The sequence below is a fragment of the Kiloniella spongiae genome, assembly GCF_001026905.1.
Taxonomy (GTDB): Bacteria; Pseudomonadota; Alphaproteobacteria; order Kiloniellales; family Kiloniellaceae; genus Kiloniella; species Kiloniella spongiae.
Window position 1 is genome coordinate 215,985 of record NZ_LAQL01000008.1, and the last position, 17,325, is coordinate 233,309.

Annotated in this window: 15 protein-coding genes; 1 reads left to right on the plus strand and 14 read right to left on the minus strand. The window is 45.0% G+C overall.

The features are described 5' to 3' along the window. Positions 1-89 precede the first annotated feature (89 nt). The 6 genes from WH96_RS13855 to argE form a co-directional block, all read right to left on the minus strand. Positions 90-1,820, minus strand: a complete 1,731-nt coding sequence (locus WH96_RS13855) for a dipeptide ABC transporter ATP-binding protein (RefSeq protein WP_047764788.1) — start codon at positions 1,818-1,820, stop codon at positions 90-92. Positions 1,821-1,834: 14 nt separating this feature from the next. Beyond that, positions 1,835-2,770, minus strand: coding sequence for an ABC transporter permease (locus WH96_RS13860; RefSeq protein WP_047764789.1), 936 nt, complete (start codon positions 2,768-2,770; stop codon positions 1,835-1,837). After that, complete coding sequence (locus WH96_RS13865; protein ID WP_047764790.1) at positions 2,770-3,738, minus strand: ABC transporter permease; 969 nt, start codon at positions 3,736-3,738, stop codon at positions 2,770-2,772. The genes WH96_RS13860 and WH96_RS13865 overlap by 1 nt, the downstream gene beginning before the upstream one ends. A 93-nt stretch (positions 3,739-3,831) precedes the next feature. Beyond that, positions 3,832-5,427, minus strand: a complete 1,596-nt coding sequence (locus WH96_RS13870; RefSeq protein ID WP_047764791.1) for an ABC transporter substrate-binding protein — start codon at positions 5,425-5,427, stop codon at positions 3,832-3,834. 78 nt (positions 5,428-5,505) lie between these two features. Further along, positions 5,506-6,678, minus strand: a complete 1,173-nt coding sequence (locus tag WH96_RS13875) for a M20 aminoacylase family protein (RefSeq protein ID WP_047764792.1) — start codon at positions 6,676-6,678, stop codon at positions 5,506-5,508. A gap of 64 nt (positions 6,679-6,742) precedes the next feature. Further along, positions 6,743-7,906 carry an acetylornithine deacetylase gene (gene argE / locus WH96_RS13880; RefSeq protein ID WP_082130491.1) on the minus strand — a complete coding sequence of 388 codons (1,164 nt, stop codon included), beginning with the start codon at positions 7,904-7,906 and terminating at the stop codon, positions 6,743-6,745. A 280-nt stretch (positions 7,907-8,186) separates the two neighbouring features. Between argE and WH96_RS13885 the strand changes: the two genes are divergently transcribed. Next, positions 8,187-9,083: a LysR family transcriptional regulator gene (locus WH96_RS13885; protein WP_162200158.1), complete on the plus strand. Its 897-nt coding sequence runs from the start codon at positions 8,187-8,189 to the stop codon at positions 9,081-9,083. 110 nt (positions 9,084-9,193) lie between these two features. On the opposite strand, the gene WH96_RS13890 is transcribed toward WH96_RS13885, so the two are convergent. The 8 genes from WH96_RS13890 to WH96_RS13925 all read right to left on the minus strand — a co-directional run bounded on the left by WH96_RS13890 (position 9,194) and on the right by WH96_RS13925 (position 17,166). Then, a complete protein-coding gene (locus WH96_RS13890) occupies positions 9,194-9,790 on the minus strand; it encodes a PAS domain-containing protein (protein WP_047764794.1) in 597 nt (198 codons plus the stop codon). Between the two features lie 192 nt (positions 9,791-9,982). Next, a complete protein-coding gene (locus WH96_RS13895) occupies positions 9,983-10,963 on the minus strand; it encodes a peptide ABC transporter ATP-binding protein (RefSeq protein ID WP_047764795.1) in 981 nt (326 codons plus the stop codon). Further along, positions 10,963-11,976, minus strand: coding sequence for an ABC transporter ATP-binding protein (locus WH96_RS13900; protein ID WP_047764796.1), 1,014 nt, complete (start codon positions 11,974-11,976; stop codon positions 10,963-10,965). The genes WH96_RS13895 and WH96_RS13900 overlap by 1 nt, the downstream gene beginning before the upstream one ends. Positions 11,977-11,980: 4 nt before the next feature. After that, positions 11,981-12,901: an ABC transporter permease subunit gene (locus WH96_RS13905; RefSeq protein ID WP_047764797.1), complete on the minus strand. Its 921-nt coding sequence runs from the start codon at positions 12,899-12,901 to the stop codon at positions 11,981-11,983. Positions 12,902-12,903: 2 nt separating this feature from the next. Next, positions 12,904-13,920 (minus strand): ABC transporter permease subunit, encoded by a 1,017-nt coding sequence (locus WH96_RS13910; protein WP_047764798.1) that lies wholly within the window; start codon positions 13,918-13,920, stop codon positions 12,904-12,906. Between the two features lie 81 nt (positions 13,921-14,001). Further along, entirely contained in the window at positions 14,002-15,558 is a 1,557-nt protein-coding gene (locus WH96_RS13915; RefSeq protein ID WP_218045061.1) for an ABC transporter substrate-binding protein, read from the minus strand. Positions 15,559-16,179: 621 nt separating this feature from the next. Further along, positions 16,180-16,557 (minus strand): PilZ domain-containing protein, encoded by a 378-nt coding sequence (locus WH96_RS13920; RefSeq protein WP_047764799.1) that lies wholly within the window; start codon positions 16,555-16,557, stop codon positions 16,180-16,182. Between the two features lie 231 nt (positions 16,558-16,788). Beyond that, positions 16,789-17,166: a flagellar basal body rod C-terminal domain-containing protein gene (locus WH96_RS13925; RefSeq protein ID WP_047764800.1), complete on the minus strand. Its 378-nt coding sequence runs from the start codon at positions 17,164-17,166 to the stop codon at positions 16,789-16,791. Positions 17,167-17,325 lie beyond the last annotated feature (159 nt).

A 17,325-nucleotide genomic window follows, 5' to 3' on the forward strand; every position in this document is an offset into this window, starting at 1 on the left:
CCCCTCGTTTTGGCTTAACCTGCTCCCAAAAAGAAAAAGGGCTTTGGAAACATCCAAAGCCCTTTTTTTATATCTTTTGTCAATAAGCTTTAACTTGCTTCGGCTTGTCCTGCATCACGGTCCATAAGGCCGGAATAACTTGGCATCAGACTGATCAGATGCTTGCTGTATTCGTGCTGCGGCGCTTTGAACAACTCTTCCGTATCGGCAATCTCAACCATCTTGCCTTTGGACATGACACCAACCCGATCACACATCTGGCGGATCACCGGAAGATCGTGGCTGATGAACATCATGGTCAGACCGAGTTCTTCCTGTAAGTCTTTTAGCAGATTGAGGATCTGGGCCTGAATAGACACATCCAAAGCGGATGTCGGCTCGTCACAAATCAGGAAGCGCGGGCGCGTTGCCAATGCACGGGCGATGGAAATTCGTTGACGTTGGCCACCAGAGAATTCGTGCGGGAACTTAACCGCCGCTTTGGCACCTAGACCAACATGATCAAGAAGATCATCAACAATCTGACGGGTTTCTGTGTCAGAACTTGTCAACTTATGGAAACGAATAGGCTCTGCAATAATATCCCGGACCTTCATCCGCGAATTCACGGATGAAAAAGGATCCTGGAAAATCATCTGCATCTGACGACGGTGCACATTAAGCTCACGACGTTTTTTGATTTTGGTCAGATCAGTGCCCGCGAAATTGATTGATCCACCAGCAACCTTATAAATAGACGTCACCAAACGCGCGATCGTCGATTTTCCTGATCCTGATTCCCCGACAATTCCAAAGCATTCACCATCGCGGATATCAAAGCTGACGTTATCAACAGCACGGACTTCACTTTTGCCGCCACCAAACATGCCGCCCGACTTAAAGATCATCTCAAGATTATCGACCTTGAGCAAAGGGCCATCGCTTTTGCCAAAGTCACGGGCTTTGCCCAGCCAGTGAGTGTTCAGATCAAGCTCTTTACACTCACCTGCAGCTTCAATACTTTCCACAACAGGGAAGCGGTGCAGCCGTACATCCGGACGCGGAACAGCAGAAATCAAACTCCGGGAATAGGGATGATCCGGGTTGCCAAGAATTTTAGCTGTCGGCCCCGTTTCCACGACCACACCACGGTACATCACAGCAACACGATCTGCGACCTCGGCAATCACCCCCATATCGTGGGTAATGATGATCATACCAACGCCTTTTTCCCGAACCAGCTTTTTAAGCAAATCAAGGATCTGGGCCTGAATGGATACATCAAGCGCGGTTGTTGGTTCATCCGCCAGAATAACATCCGGCTCAGCACACAGGGCCAAAGCAATAACAACACGTTGACGCATACCGCCAGAGAACTGATGCGGATAGTGATCAACCCGCGCAGATGGATCCGGAATACCGACCTGATCCAAAAGGTCGATTGCTCGTTCACGTGCCTCGGCATCGGATAAATCCAGATGTGTCTGGATCGTTCCCATCAACTGAGATGCAATGGTTTCAAGCGGGTTCAGGGACGTCAATGGATCTTGAAAGATCATGCCAACCCTTTTACCCCTTATCTTCCGCATTTCCGCCTGGGATTTTCCAATGATCTGTTCCCCTTCGAGGAACACTTCCCCGCCGCCAACACGTCCGGGACGTTCCAACAACCCAACCACAGCATTACCAATGGTCGATTTACCCGCGCCGGACTCGCCGACAACACCAAGAATTTCTCCTGCAGAAACGCTCAGATTTACATCCTTAGCCGCAGTAACATCACCATGGCGAGAGGGGAACTCAACAACGAGATCTTTGATATCCAGTAATTCTTTACTCATGACATCACTCCCTATCAGCGCAGTTTAGGGTTCAGGGCATCACGAAGCCAGTCACCCAGAATGTTAACGGAAAGAACGAGAACCACCAAGGCAACGCCTGGGAAGATGGTTATCCACCATTCACCAGAGAAAAGATAGTCATTCCCGATACGAATAAGCGTTCCCAAAGACGGAGACGTCGGCGGAACACCAACACCCAGGAAGGAAAGCGTTGCCTCGGTAATAACCGCAAGCGCCAACTGAATGGTCGCAATAACCAGAACAGGTCCCATAACATTCGGCAGAATGTGACGAATAAGAATAATCCAGTCTGGTAAGCCGATAACTTGTCCTGCTTGAACATATTCTTTGTTGCGCTCAACCATAACAGAGCTACGAACGGTACGGGCATACTGCACCCAGAAGCTCAGGCCAATCGCGACGACCAAAACATAAACCGCGAGTTCATCATGAACATCACGTGGCATAATACCACGGGCAATACCATCGATGAGAAGAGCAATCAAAATGGCAGGAAATGACAGTTGAACATCGGCAACACGCATCAGGAATGAATCAACCATCCCGCCCGCGTAACCAGAAATCAACCCAACCGTGATCCCAAGAACTGCCGCGAAACCAACCGAGGCAAAACCCACGATAAGGGAAATTCGTGAGCCGTAAAGAATGGTCGAGAAAACATCCCGCCCCTGATCATCCGTCCCCAAAAGATAAGTGGCTTTGCCATCAGCTTCCCATGCTGGTGGTAACAAGCCGTCGAAAAGGTCAACCGTTGCGAGATCAAAAGGGTTATGCGGGGCAACAAAATTGGCAAAAACAGCGCCAAAGACAATCACAAAAGTCAGAAAGGCGGCAATCATTGCGCCCGGTGATCTCTTGAAATTGTACCAGAGATCACTTTCACGGAAGCGCGTGATAAATGATGGTGCTTCGCTTGAAATATCACTCATTAGTTCTGTACTCGCAAACGGGGATCAACAACAAAATAGAGAATGTCGACGATCAAGTTGATCACAACAAAAACAAAGGCAATCAATAACAGGTATGCCGCCATAACCGGAATATCCACTTCGGATACAGCCTGAATAAACAACAGCCCCATGCCCGGCCACTGGAACACGCTCTCGGTAATAATCGCAAAGGCAATAATAGACCCCACTTGCAAACCAATAATCGTAATCACGGGTACAAGGGTATTACGCAAGGCAATAGAGAAGTTGATCAGTCTCGGGCTTAGGCCACGAGCGTGAGCAAACTTGATATAATCAGTACGCAAGACCTCAAGCATTTCGGCACGAACCAAACGCACAATCAAAGTCATCTGGAAAACCGCTAGTGTAATGGCTGGCAGGATGATCGACTTCAGACCGCTGGCCGTCAGGAAACCTGTGCTCCACCAACCCAGCTCGACAACTTCGCCACGCCCAAAGGTCGGCAGCCACCGCAAGGTCACACCAAAGAATAGAATTAACAAAATACCTATAAGAAAAGTCGGCAAAGATACCCCCATCAGGGATATCGTCATAAAACTTCGACTAAATAACGATTTAGGCTTCAATGCTGTATAGATCCCCATGGGGACTCCCAACACCAAGGCCAAAACAGCAGAAACCAGTGAGAGTTCCAAGGTAGCAGGAAAACGTTCCGCAATCAGTCCGCTCACTGGCTGACGCAGACGATATGACATACCAAAATCGCCCTGAACAGCGTTTGAGACAAAACGTCCATACTGAACAATGAACGGGTCATTCAACCCCAATGACTCAGTCAAGGCTTCCCGCTCTTCGAGCGTTGTATCCTGACCAACCATATTATTAATGGGATCACCGACAAAGCGGAATAGTGCGAAGGCAATCAAGCCAACGACCAACATCACGACAATCGACTGAAGAAGTCGCATCGATACAAACTTGAACATAACGTCCCCTGCTTAACTTGGTTCAGAATAATCGAACCAGTAAAAACGGGGGCCTCTTAAACCGAGGCCCCCTTATACAATCAACCCCTAGGGTTATTTGCCGATCACAACATAGCGAAGATCGAGAACGTTATCCGCACGTTGTGAAAGCTCAATACCATCACGAACGCCCCAAGTGAGTGGCTGCTGGTGAAGTGGCAAATAACCAACATCTTCTTTCAAAAGAGAGAAAGCTTCGTCAACCATCTTCTGACGCTTGGCTTGATCTGTCTCTTTTTCAACCATGCCCGCAATCTCGTCGATACGTGGGTTTGAATAATGACCATAGTTGAACTGGCCTGTATTCTTCTCGGTATTGTAAGAAGACATCAAGTTGAAGAGGACGTTGTGAACGTCCATTGAGCTTGGTGTCCAACCAAGGAGGTAAAAAGAAGTGTCATTACCATTCTGAGGACTCACTTTAGCAAAGTACTTGGACTTTGGTTGAGCATTCAGATCAACCTTGATGCCAACGCGTGCAAGAAGACCAACAACAGCCTGACAGATTTTTTCATCATTTACATAGCGATCGTTCGGGCAATCCATACCAAGTTCAAAACCATCTGGATAACCTGCCTCACTCAAAAGCTGTTTGGATTTTTCAGGATCATATGAAAACGGCGTATTGAGGTCAGCATTAAAACCGTTAATTTGTGGCGCAATCAACAAACCAGCCGGAATAGCCGCATCACGCATAATCTTTTTGTCAATTGCATTCAAGTCAATAGCATGGGCCAACGCAGCACGAACACGCTTGTCCTTTAGCGGGTTTTTGCCCTTGATATTGGAATAGAGCAACTCATCACGCCATTGATCCATCCCTAGGAAAATAGTACGCGCTTCTGGACCTGTCAGAGGACGAACACCTTCCGCATCTTCCAAACGTTTCCAATCCTGAACTGGTACAGGATAAACTAAATCCAACTCACCAGAGAGCAGCGCAGCAACTTGAGTTGCCCCCTGTGAAATTGGAGTAAAGTTAACTTCAGTAACGTTTGTTGGAATCTCTTTCCAGTAACCGTCAAAGCGCTTGAAAGTAGAACGAACATCAGGCTGACGCTCAACAAGAATAAAAGGTCCGGTACCATTCGCGTTTTGAGCAGAATAAGTTGCAGTTGAATCAGCAGCTTTCGGGCTGGTCGCTTCAGTTGCACCATGCTTCTCGGACCACTCTTTATCCATCATATAGTAAGCACTGAGCTCGCGAGGTAAAATCGGGTTTGGAGCTGGAGTTTTAACTTCAATTGTAAAGTCATCGATCTTCTTGATGTCTTTGATACGCGCACCGTAGCCCTTCATGTCAGAACCCGGAGTTAACGTACGCTTCCAAGAGAAGATAACGTCATCAGCATTAAAGTCACCACCATCGTGGAACTTAACACCCTCTCGAAGCTTGAAGATCCAAGTTGTGGGATCTGTGTTTTCCCAGCTAACAGCCAAACCAGGTTCAATTTCCATATTCCGATTATAGTGGGTCAAACCTTCATAAACATTACCTAGGTAACCAAGGGTAAAGGTCTCGTTCAATCCATGAGGATCAAGCGACTGAACATCGCCTTGGAAAGACCATTTGAAGGTTTCGGCATTTACGGTCCCCGCACTAAGGGCAAGTGCGCATGCACTTGCTGCGAGCATTATTTTAATCTTCATTCTTATACTCCCTGTATCACTAACTTTACCTGTTTTAATTACACTACTTTTTTAAACTTTTTATTTTTCTATATTTTATTAACGATTTATTGGCATCGCTGTTTCGACAAGTTTAGCCCAATAAGAACATCCAATGGGAATTATTTCGTCGTTAAAGTTGTATTTGGGATGATGGACTGGGGCTGTATCTCCATTTCCCAAGAAAATAAAGGATCCCGGACGCGCATTGAGCATAAAAGCAAAATCTTCACCGCCCATGGTCGGATTAGCGTCCGTATCAACTTTATCTTCACCTGAAATGCCTGATGCAATATCCACAGCGAAAGCAGTTTCCTTTTCGTGGTTCATCACAACAGGATAATTGCGTTTATAGTCCAGAACAGCGGTCGCACCATGTGCCTTTGCTGTGTACTCAACAACTTCCTGAATTCGTTTTTCTGTCAAATCACGAACAGACTCGCTCAATGTACGGACAGTACCGTTCAGGCTTGCCGTATCCGGAATGACGTTAAAGGCCGTTCCAGCATTACAGGTTGTTACGGAAACAACCACGGATTCAATCGGATCAACATTACGCGAAGCAATCGACTGCAAAGCCAGAATAATGTGGCTGGCAATAACAATTGGATCGATGGTTTCATGAGGTTTCGCCGCATGTCCACCAGAAGCTTGAATATCAATAGTAAAGATATCTGTCGCTGCCATCAGCGCACCCGGACGAGTTCCAAAGCTTCCAACAGGAACGCCCGGCCAGTTATGTAGGCCATACACTTCCTGAATATCAAAACGGTCCATCATGCCATCATCGACCATTTCACGACCACCACCGCCACCTTCTTCGGCAGGCTGAAAGATAACCGCAACAGATCCGTCAAAATTCCTGGTCTCGGAAAGATATTTAGCAGCCCCCAGCAACATCGCCGTGTGTCCGTCATGACCACAGGCATGCATTTTGCCATCTACTTTGGACGCATACTCAACGCCTGTTTCTTCATGGATTGGCAAAGCATCCATGTCGGCCCGCAAGCCAATAACCTTACCAGATCCGGTTTGATTTCCCTTGATGATACCCACAACGCCGGTACGGCCAATGCCAGTAACAACTTCATCCAGTCCAAATTCTTTGAGTTTTTCAGTTACAAAACTTGCAGTCTCTTCAACATCAAACAGAAGTTCAGGGTTAGAGTGGATCTCACGACGCCACCCTGTGATTTCATCATGAAGCTCTGCAAACCTGTTTATAATCGGCATTGTTATTCCTTAATTGGGTATCTCTACTGTACGTATTTATTTTATTCTATTTAGATTCAAAATTTTAACTTGCTAGACGTTCAATCAAACGTCGTTGAAAATCAACCCCGGCATTTAACTGTTCAACGGATAGATATTCATTGGCGGCGTGCGCCTGTGCAATATCCCCTGGGCCACAGACAATTGTCGAATACCCACCATCCTGGAACTGTCCGGCTTCAGTTCCGTAAGAAACAACGTGTTCAGCATTATCACCTGTTATCTGCCGAACCAGTCTCTCGGCTGATCCATCAGCTTCGCGGCGACACCCAGGCACATTCCCTGTTACTTCAACTTCAATTCGCGCAGATGGAGCAACACGCTTCATCTCTGCTTCCAGTTCTTCGGCATAGGTACGATAAGCATCCAGATAAACCATTGCATCTTCCTGTGGCAAAGTACGAATATCCGTTGTAAAGGTACAATCTTTTGCCGTTATATTACTGGCTGTACCCCCTTCGATTACACCACAGTGCAAAGTGGTGTAAGCAGGATCAAACAAGATATTCTCGGGTAGGTTTTCTGTCCGCGCCTTGTTTTCCAACATTTGTTTCTCGTGCCAGACAACGAGCTTTGCAGCAACCAGCACAGCAGAAACACCAGTATGAACAAGGCTGGAATGAACTTCAAATCCCCGAACCCGAGTTATCAAACCCAAAGCACCTTTATGCCCCGATACCACCTTCATCATTGTGGGTTCACCGACGATTACAGCTTCCGCCTTTACCTTTCGCGCTATATCTTCGATCATTGACGGCGCGCCAAGACATCCGACCTCCTCGTCATATGAAAGAGCAAGATGTATCGGACGGTTCATTTTAGCCTTGATCATATCAGGCACCAGCGACAGAGCAATTGCCGAGAAAGCCTTCATATCAGCGGTCCCACGCCCATAGAGAAGACCATCTTTTTCAACAACATCAAAAGGATCGGTATCCCAAGGTTGCCCTTCGACAGGCACAACATCTGTATGCCCGGATAAAATCACGCCGCCATCTGTTTGGGGGCCAATCGTCGCCCATAGATTGGTTTTGGAGCCATCATTATTTGGAACACGCTTCGATGTAATACCGTGAGAGCTTAAATACTCTTCGACAAATTCTATGAGAGGAATATTACTGTTTCGAGACACAGTATCGAACGAAACCAATTTGGTTAACATTTCTTTTGCCGAGTAATATGCAGCCACAGGCAACTCCCTTAAACGGCTTCTTCGAATAATTCAAAAATAAGCCGCAAATAAAAAATACATCTATTTCTCTTCCCGACAATTATGTTGAGACCAACATCTCTTTCCCGGGGCAATATGACTTGTGCGCACAAACAAATTACTGGGTCATCAACGTCGACACATGATGTCATCTCGTAACTTGCCTGTGCAGATGAATAAGAAGGCCATGATCCAGGAATTGAATCAATGCATAATGATGTATATAGATATACAAAAAAAGCATAATGGATATTTACTCATGCGCATGCGACAACTAGAAGCTTTCCGGGCAACAATTTTGAACGGCACCATTTCTTCCGCGGCAAAAAGCCTAAAGACAACACAGCCAACAATCAGCAGGCTCCTAGCTGATTTGGAATATTCGCTCCAATTAAATCTTCTGCATCGCCGCAAGGGCCGTGTTGTGCCAACCCCCGAAGGAATGGCTTTTTATCGTAAACTTGATGAAGTCTTTGACGCCTTCTCAAAACTTAAAACTGCGGCAGAAGACATTTCACGGGATAGACAACAAGAAATACGAATTATCTCACTTGGCGCTATCTCTATCAGCGTTGTGCCCGAGATCATCGAAGAGTTCACAGCAAATCATCCCGATATAAACGTCACCCTTAACACGACGGATGTTAAAAGCTATTTCAATATGCTTATGGATGAAGATCTCGACATTGCTTTTGGTAATCAGATGGGGGAGCAACCTGGTGTTGAACAGGTCATTCTGGCCAAAGTTGACTATATCTGCGCGCTTCCTCCTCAACATCCCTTATGTGAGAAGAAGGTTATTCATGAAGAGGATTTAATCGGTGAGAAGCTCATAGCACTGGACAGTGACGATGTTCTGGCCTTTCATCAGCATACCGACCTCTACAAACGGATAAACCCTGTTACACAGTTCAGCACCCAGCATTCTGCCAATGCCTACTCACTTGTTAACAAAGGCCTGTGCAGCGGCGTTCTGGAACCCTTCTCGGCTCCGATCTGGGCAGCTACAGGTGTAAATATCAGACCCTTTGAACCTACTATATCCTACAAATATTCTGCTTACTTCAAAGAAGACAGAAAGCAAAGCTGGGTTATCAGAGAGCTTCTGGAAATTGCGGGGCGTAAGTTCAAAAAATATGAAACACCACCACAGTAAATCGTTTCATAAATCAGTATAGAAAAAGCCCAAAAAATTTAATGCTTACAGCCTCTTTTTTCCTGAATAGAGCAAAATTAAGCGGACACCAATGCTTGCGATTGAAAGACTTACTGATCACCTGCCGTAGAAACATCATCAGAATAATTAGGTACGATTGCGACAATCAGACGTTCAACTTTATCGTGATCACTTAAGGGTAATATCAGACGATCCCAAGTTTGCATTTTTAATGAATGATGCGGCACATGTTGCGTATAAAGGGGCTCTTTTCGCTGAACAACCGCGCGATAGGTCACCGCAAAAAAGGTTCTGAGAGGTGTCCAGATATCAGAAAGCAGTAGTCCGGTAAGATCTTTGCCTGGTTCATTCATGATGGCAGATCCATACAGGCGATATCTAAAATCCTCGCCATCATCTATCACGTCCAAAACGGCCAGATACCCCAATATTGAACGCAACTTCAGGGGATCGACAGCATCGGGTGAAGCTGCAAAACCTTTTCCCCGTGCCTTGTTCCACCAAAAGAAGAAATCTTCCAGCTGTTCCCCCGGAAGATTTTCTGGGCATGGGTCCCATGTCAGAATCGGTTTTGAGCTCCCAAGCTTTTGCATGAGCATATTCAACTCCAGATAATCTTCCCGAACAACTTCTTCGGCGCGCGCCCATAATGATTCTGTCGAACAGCAGCTATCTTCTGCAAACATACTTCCCCCCAACCAAACTCAACGGCTAAGTAAGTACCATAAACAGAACACCATTTAAACGAAATTACATAAATAACTTTCAACCAAAAAGAGAATTATGTCATTTTAAATACAATAAAGAAGAGCTCTGCATAAAAAAATGCGCCCAACAAAGTTGAGCGCATTTTCAATTACACGAAAGCTTAAGCGACGCTAGCTTCGCCCCTCTTCCACAGCGTGGCAAGATACAAGAGCACTGCTGGTTGATGCCAGTACTGGACGCTCAGCCTTACAACGATCATTCGCAAGCGGGCAACGCGGATGGAAAGAGCAGCCAGATGGTGGGTTTAATGGAGACGGAAGCTCCCCGACCAACTTGATACGGTCTTTCTTTCTGTTCGGATCAGCAACAGGTGTTGCTGACAGCAACGCGCGTGTATAAGGATGCTGCGGATTACTGAAGATTTCGTCCCGAGTTCCATGTTCTACAGGCTGCCCAAGATACATCACCAAAACATCATCTGCGATGTGTTTAACAACTGACAGATCATGGGAAATGAACAGATAAGCAAGATCCATTTCTTCCTGAAGATCAGTCAACAAGTTCAGCACCTGTGCCTGAATGGAAACATCCAACGCAGAAACAGGCTCATCCAGGATAACGATTTTCGGACGCAACATCAGGGCACGAGCAACAGCAATACGCTGACGCTGACCGCCAGAGAACATATGCGGGTAACGATCAGCCTGTTCTGGACGAAGACCAACACGTGACATCATAGAAAGTACTTCTTCGCGTCTTTCAGAAGCTGACATCTTTGTGTTAATTTTCAAAGGCTCGGCCAGAATATCGCTGATTTTCTGGCGCGGATTCAAAGAACCATAGGGATCCTGAAAAACAATCTGAACCATCTGGCGCAGCGTAATCATATCTTCTTTGCTGTGGGCAGATGCAATATCCATCCCGCCAAGAAGCAGTTCACCCTGTGTTGGTTTTTCAATCAGGGTAACCAAACGTGCCAGTGTTGACTTACCACAGCCTGACTCACCAACGACGGCCAACGTTTTACCAGCTTCCAGCTGAAAAGTTGCCCCATCAAGTGCCTTAACAGTACCACCCTTGGAGAACATACCACCTTTAACTTCGTAATAACGCTTGAGGTTATCGGCTTTTAATACAGTTTCAGAACCCATTATGCAGTTCCCCCTGAAACAGAGACATCCGAAGCAGAAACACCGGGATGGTTGTTTGTTGGCTTACCATCAACCAATGGATAATGGCACAAAACCTTACTCGAGTGATCCGGTGCTTCTTTTCTGCACTTGTCCGTTGCAAACTGACAACGTGGATTAAAAAGACATCCTGTTGGTCTATCTAGTAGCCCGGGAACTACCCCAGGAATTGACGGTAAACGCTTACTTGTCGCACGTTCGGGTAAAGCATTCAGCAAGGCGTAGGTATAAGGATGCTGTGGCTTATCAAAGAGACCAACAACATCCTGACGCTCAACCTGTTGACCAGCATATTGAACATTCACAACTTCGGCAGTCTCGGCAACAACACCCATGTCATGGGTGATAAGAACCAAAGCCATGCCTTTTTCTTTTTGCAACTCACCCAGAAGCTCAAGAATTTGAGCCTGAATTGTTACATCCAAAGCTGTTGTCGGTTCATCCGCGATCAACAAGCGTGGGTTACAGGCAATCATCATCGCGATCATCACACGCTGGTTCATACCACCAGACATCTGATGGGGAAAAGCGCGCAATCTGGTTTCCGGTGCAGGAATACCAACCAAGCCCAAAAGCTCAATTGCTCTTTTTTCCAACTCTTTCTTGGTACCGCCCAAGTGCTCTTTGATCACTTCCATGATCTGATAACCGACGGTAAAGCATGGGTTCAAGCTGGTCATTGGCTCCTGAAAAATCATGGATATATCTTTACCAATGATTTGACGGCGCTCTTTCTTAGAAATTGACAACAAATCAATTCCATCAAAAAGCATGCAATCTGCGGTGATGTTTGCCGTCCAGGGAAGCAACCCCATCAAGGCCAACATAGAAACGGATTTACCTGATCCGGATTCACCTACAATCGCAACCATTTCTCCTTGATCAATTTCAAGATCAACACCATCAACCGCGCGAAATAATCCATGCGCTGTCTGGAACTCGACAGAGAGATTTTTAATATCCAATAAACTCATGGGATCAAGACCTCTTCATCTTAGGATCAAGGGCATCACGCAGACCATCACCCATCAGGTTGATAGCCAAAACAGTCAGCAAAATAGCTAGGCCAGGAAATGTAACAATCCACCACGCACTCAAGATAAATTCTCTTGCATCAGCTAACATTGTTCCCCATTCGGCGGTTGGTGCTTGAGCTCCTTGCCCCAAAAACCCCAGAGCAGCCGTATCCAAAATAGCTGTAGAAAAACTCAACGAGGCCTGAACAATCAACGGAGCCATACAGTTTGGCAAAATTGCAACTAGCATCAATCTCATTTTGCCAGCACCCGCAACTTTACTTGCCATCACATAATCTCGCGCAGCTTCTGCAACAGTGGAAGCACGAGCTAAACGAACGTAATGAGGAAGGTAAGTAATTGAAATAGCTATCATAGCATTTTGCAAACTTGGCCCAAGCATAGCAACAAGAACCAACGCCATTAACAGGCTCGGGATGGAAAGGATCACATCCATTACCCGCATAACAACGACTTCATAAAATCCTCGGAAGAACCCCGCAGATAGTCCTAATAAAACACCCGCGGTCAAGCTGATGACAATAACAATACAGCCTGCAAACAATGAGTAACGTGAACCATGCATGATACGAGACAACACATCCCGTCCAACAGGGTCAGTTCCTAAAAAAAACTGAAATTGACCACCATCTTGCCAAAATGGAGGCAACTGAATGAATTCACGATACTGTTGATTAGGTGAATGAGGAGCGATTATATCAGCAAAAATCGCAACAAACACAACGAACAAGAAGAAGAAAAGCCCGGCAACAGCGCCTTTATTTTCTGAGAAATAAAACCAGAATTCTTTAAACTGTTGTTTAAGAGGGCTTATTTGTTTTTCGGCTTCAATCTGACCAGCCGTATTTTGAACTTGGCTCATGATTACCTCCGATGCAAAATTCTTGGATTGATCAAACCATACATGAAATCAACCAAGAGGTTCACGATCATGACAATTGACGCAATCAGGACAATACCACCCTGTACCGCGAAATAATCGCGGCGAGAGATAGAATCAATCATCCATTTACCAATTCCAGGCCAAGAGAAAATTGTTTCCGTCAGAATGGCGCCAGCTAAAAGAACACCTACTTGAAGACCGATCACAGTAATAACTGTGATCAAGGCATTTCTTAGCGCATGAATACCAATCACTCGTAAAGGCTTTAGTCCTTTTGCCCTTGCTGTACGTACGTAATCTTCACCGAGAACTTCCAACATAGCAGAACGTGTCTGACGTGCAATGATTGCCATAGGGATCGTCCCCAAGACAATAGTCGGCAAGATAAGGTGCGAGACTGCTGACTTGAAAGCGCCCTTTTCATCACTAACAAAGGCATCAATCAACATAAATCCTGTATCTTGATCAATCCAGAACAATGCTGATAGACGCCCAGAAACCGGTGTTAATCCAAGCATATCCGGACTGGAGAACAAGATAATCAACAGAAGTCCCCACCAGAAGATCGGCATGGAATACCCGGCAAGGGAAATCCCCATCAGTGTATGATCAAAAGCTGATCCACGTTTTACAGCAGCGATTATACCTGCTGGTAAGCCGATCAAAGCAGCAAAAATAATGGCGCAACCTGCGAGCTCTACCGTCGCGGGGAACCGCGTTAGGAACTCTTCGAGAACAGGTTGCCTACTTGTAAAAGAAACACCAAGGTCTCCATGTAAAATTCCCCAGAGGAATGAAAAATACTGTTCCCAAATCGGGCGATCAAATCCGAGATCTGCCATAAGCTTTGCATGTCGTTCCGCAGAAACACCGCGTTCGCCGGCAAGAAGCTCGATTGGGTCACCTGGTAACATCCTGATGAAACTGAATGCAATCAGAGTAACACCAAGAAATGTTGGGATAAGAACACCCAACTTCGTTAAAATAAAGCGTAACATCGCGATCCTGACTTCGCTTATAAGAAAATCGGGGAAGGTTTACACCCCCCCCGTTTCATATTTAGTTATAAGATTTTTCTCTTATTCTTCTAAATCAACACCGTAGAATACATGACCACCAAGTGGATCAATACGGAAATCAACAACTTTGTTGCTCATAGCTTTGTGAACAACAGAGTGAGCAACAGTTACCCAAGGAGCTTCTTCTTTGAAGACAGCCTGAGCCTGCTCATATAGTTGAGTACGTTTTTCTGGGTCAGATACTTTCACAGCTTCCTGGAAAAGATCGTCAAATTCTTTGTGACACCAGCGCGCACGGTTACCACCGGATTTAGCAGATGCACAGTTAAGAAGTGACAGGAAGTTATCTGGATCTGGATAATCCGCAGTCCAACCTAGAAGTACTGTATCATGATCGCCTTTTTGTGAACGGGAAAGATACTCACCCCATTCCATGGAAACGATCTCGGCATTTACACCAACATTTGCCCAGTCAGCCTGAATAAGTTCAGCCATACGACGCGCATTCGGGTTGTATGGACGTTTCACAGGCATAGCCCAGATGTTTGTGCTCAAATCTGTTACACCAGCTTCAGCCAAGAGAGCTTTCGCTTTTGCAGGATCATAAGGGTAATCCTGAATCTCTTCATTGTAGCCCCAAAGGGTTGGTGGAAGCGGGTTTTTAGCCGCATTACCAGCGCCTTGGAAAACAGCTTTGATGATAGACTCTTTGTTCATGGCATAGTTAAGAGCCTGACGAACACGTTTGTCATCAAATGGTTTTTTCTCGGTGTTGAACGCAAGATAACCAACGTTCATACCTTCCTGGCTATCCACAGTCAGATCTTTGTTTGCTTCGATTGCAGCAAGATCAGCCTGATTTGGATAAGGAACAAGGTGGCATTCGCCAGCAGCTAGTTTCTGGTACGCAACCTGCGCGTCAGGTGTAATCGCGAATACAAGTTTGTCTAACGGAGTACGGCCAGACCAATAATCTTCATTAGCCTGATAGCGAATGAAAGCATCTTTCTGATAAGATACGAACTGGAAAGGACCTGTACCGATTGGCTCTTGGTCAAATTTCTCAGGTGAACCTGCATCCATCATTTGCTGAGCGTATTCAGCAGAATGAATAGAAGCAAAATCAATTGCGATTTTCGAAATGAAAGCAGCATCCGGCTTTTGCAGAGTGAACTTGACAGTTAGATCGTCAACTTTCTCGATAGTTTGCAGAATGTCCGGGAAGCTAACGTAACCAGAGAAATACTCATAGGTACCGCCGGATACTTTATGATACGGATGATCCGCTTTCCACTGACGATTAAAGCTGAAGAGTACATCATCAGCATTCAGTTCACGTGACGGTGTGAAAAATTTCGTTGTGTGGAACTTTACACCAGGACGAAGTTTAAAGGTGTAAGAAAGACCATCTTCTGAAACTTCCCAGGACTCAGCCAGACCTGGTTGCATGATGGTTGAGCCTCTTTCGAACTCTACAAGACGGTTGTAGATGTTACGAGAGCTGGCATCAAATGAAGTACCTGATGTGTATAGAGCAGGTGTGAAACCTTCCGGGCTACCTTCAGAGCAATAAACAAACGTTTTTGCTTCTGCTGTTACAGCACCCATTGTAAGCATACTAGCGAGAGCCGCTGTAGCCAAAAGTCCTCTTTTAATCACGATATCCTCCCAAATGTCGCAAATAAGCGCAGGATGCGCCTCTTTTTATTAATTACTGTTATTGTTACCTAATCAAATAAGGATGGTTTTAAGCTATCCATCTGGAGTTGCATAGTCAATTTACAGTTAGTCAGCACAATAAAATTGTATACAAAATCCACGCCTTATGAAAGATAAGAATTATACATGAACATTGCAGAATTATATATTTAAATTCAATTAGATAAAATTATTTTCCTCCTCACTTCAACAACATTGAAGCAATATTATCAAACACTACGACACAAAAAAAAGCAATAAAATTTCGCACCTTTTCTAGAGAAGTAATAGCATAAAGCACATGTCTATCCATCCTAAACAACTCAAAGACGCGGACAATTGAAGATTCGCTTAAAAAAAAGCACAAAGCCTAAGCGTCAAAAAATCATTCCGTAGCTTCATGACCCAGCCACAACTAACGAACGATGCTCCCAACCTTAAAATTTAGAATGCACTAAAAGCATTCATAAAAAAGGCGCTTAGAAATAAAAGCACCTTGATTAAATTATATATTCAATTGAAATATCAACAGCACGACCCCTATGGATACTCCAAACATTTTGCCGGCAAAACACCCGCCATAATACTAGCCAACTTATCCGGATTATCACTAAAACGAAGTCCGACAGTTTTGCCTTTTGACCAAACAACCTCTGTCAGTAATTGAACGCCACCAGCAATCTTCAAAACGAATTGCGTTCCAATTTCAAGAGTCTCGTCAAATTTTGCCCGGACACCATTTACAGAAATGTCAAAAATAACACATTGCTGATCTGCCCCTTGATCATCTGCATATTCACCCGACCAAAGCACTGACACCCGCTGAAAACGACGTTTGTCATCGGTTATATCTGTGTTAGTGGCATTTTTATCTTTTGTATTATGCATATTCTGAGACATGGATTTTTTAAGAGACATGAGATTTCCGAGCACTCGATCATCAAACGGAACAGGGGTAAAAGTTTCCGTGTTTGCTTCGCATTTAACTGGCAACAGATACAAAGGATGCCGAACAAATCTTACTAAATTATAAATAAAATTCGATCAAAACCACAACAAGAAAACATAGAACTACTTAACAGGTTACAATGACTTAACTTTTTATGGTTAATAGTCGCATATGGCGTTTTAAAAGGCTTTGGCGCGATTTTAATCCTTGATACTATCAAGAAGAGTTTCGTCTAATTCTGAGAAGGTTTGAACCACCGCTGCATTTGCCTTGTAAGCAATGGATGCCAGCTTTTGATTAACCAATTCCTTCTCCACATTAACGCCTGTTGCAGAAAAAACTTCTGCAAAACCCGCACTCTGCCCAGGTTCGGACAAAGGAGCGTTGGGACCAAGCTGTTGTAAGCTTCCAGAAACCCCTGGCTCACGGCTCACGGCATCCAATCTACTTGGTGCAAAAGGAACACGCTCTGGCAGGCGTGAAGAATCAAGTGATCCCGCGTTGACAATATTGTTTGCTGACACAGAAAGACGCTGTGCCTGATATTGTAGCCCCGACAGAGGTATAGAATAGTCCATATATGAACTCCTTTCCCCAATAATACGCTATCTGAAATTTAATTACAATTTCGGGCATTTTAGATAAATCCTACCCAAATAACCCTTAAAGCACTAATTTTACAGCGTTTTCATTTCACAATTCATCTTTTTCAAAAATAAATAATATATATCGACTTG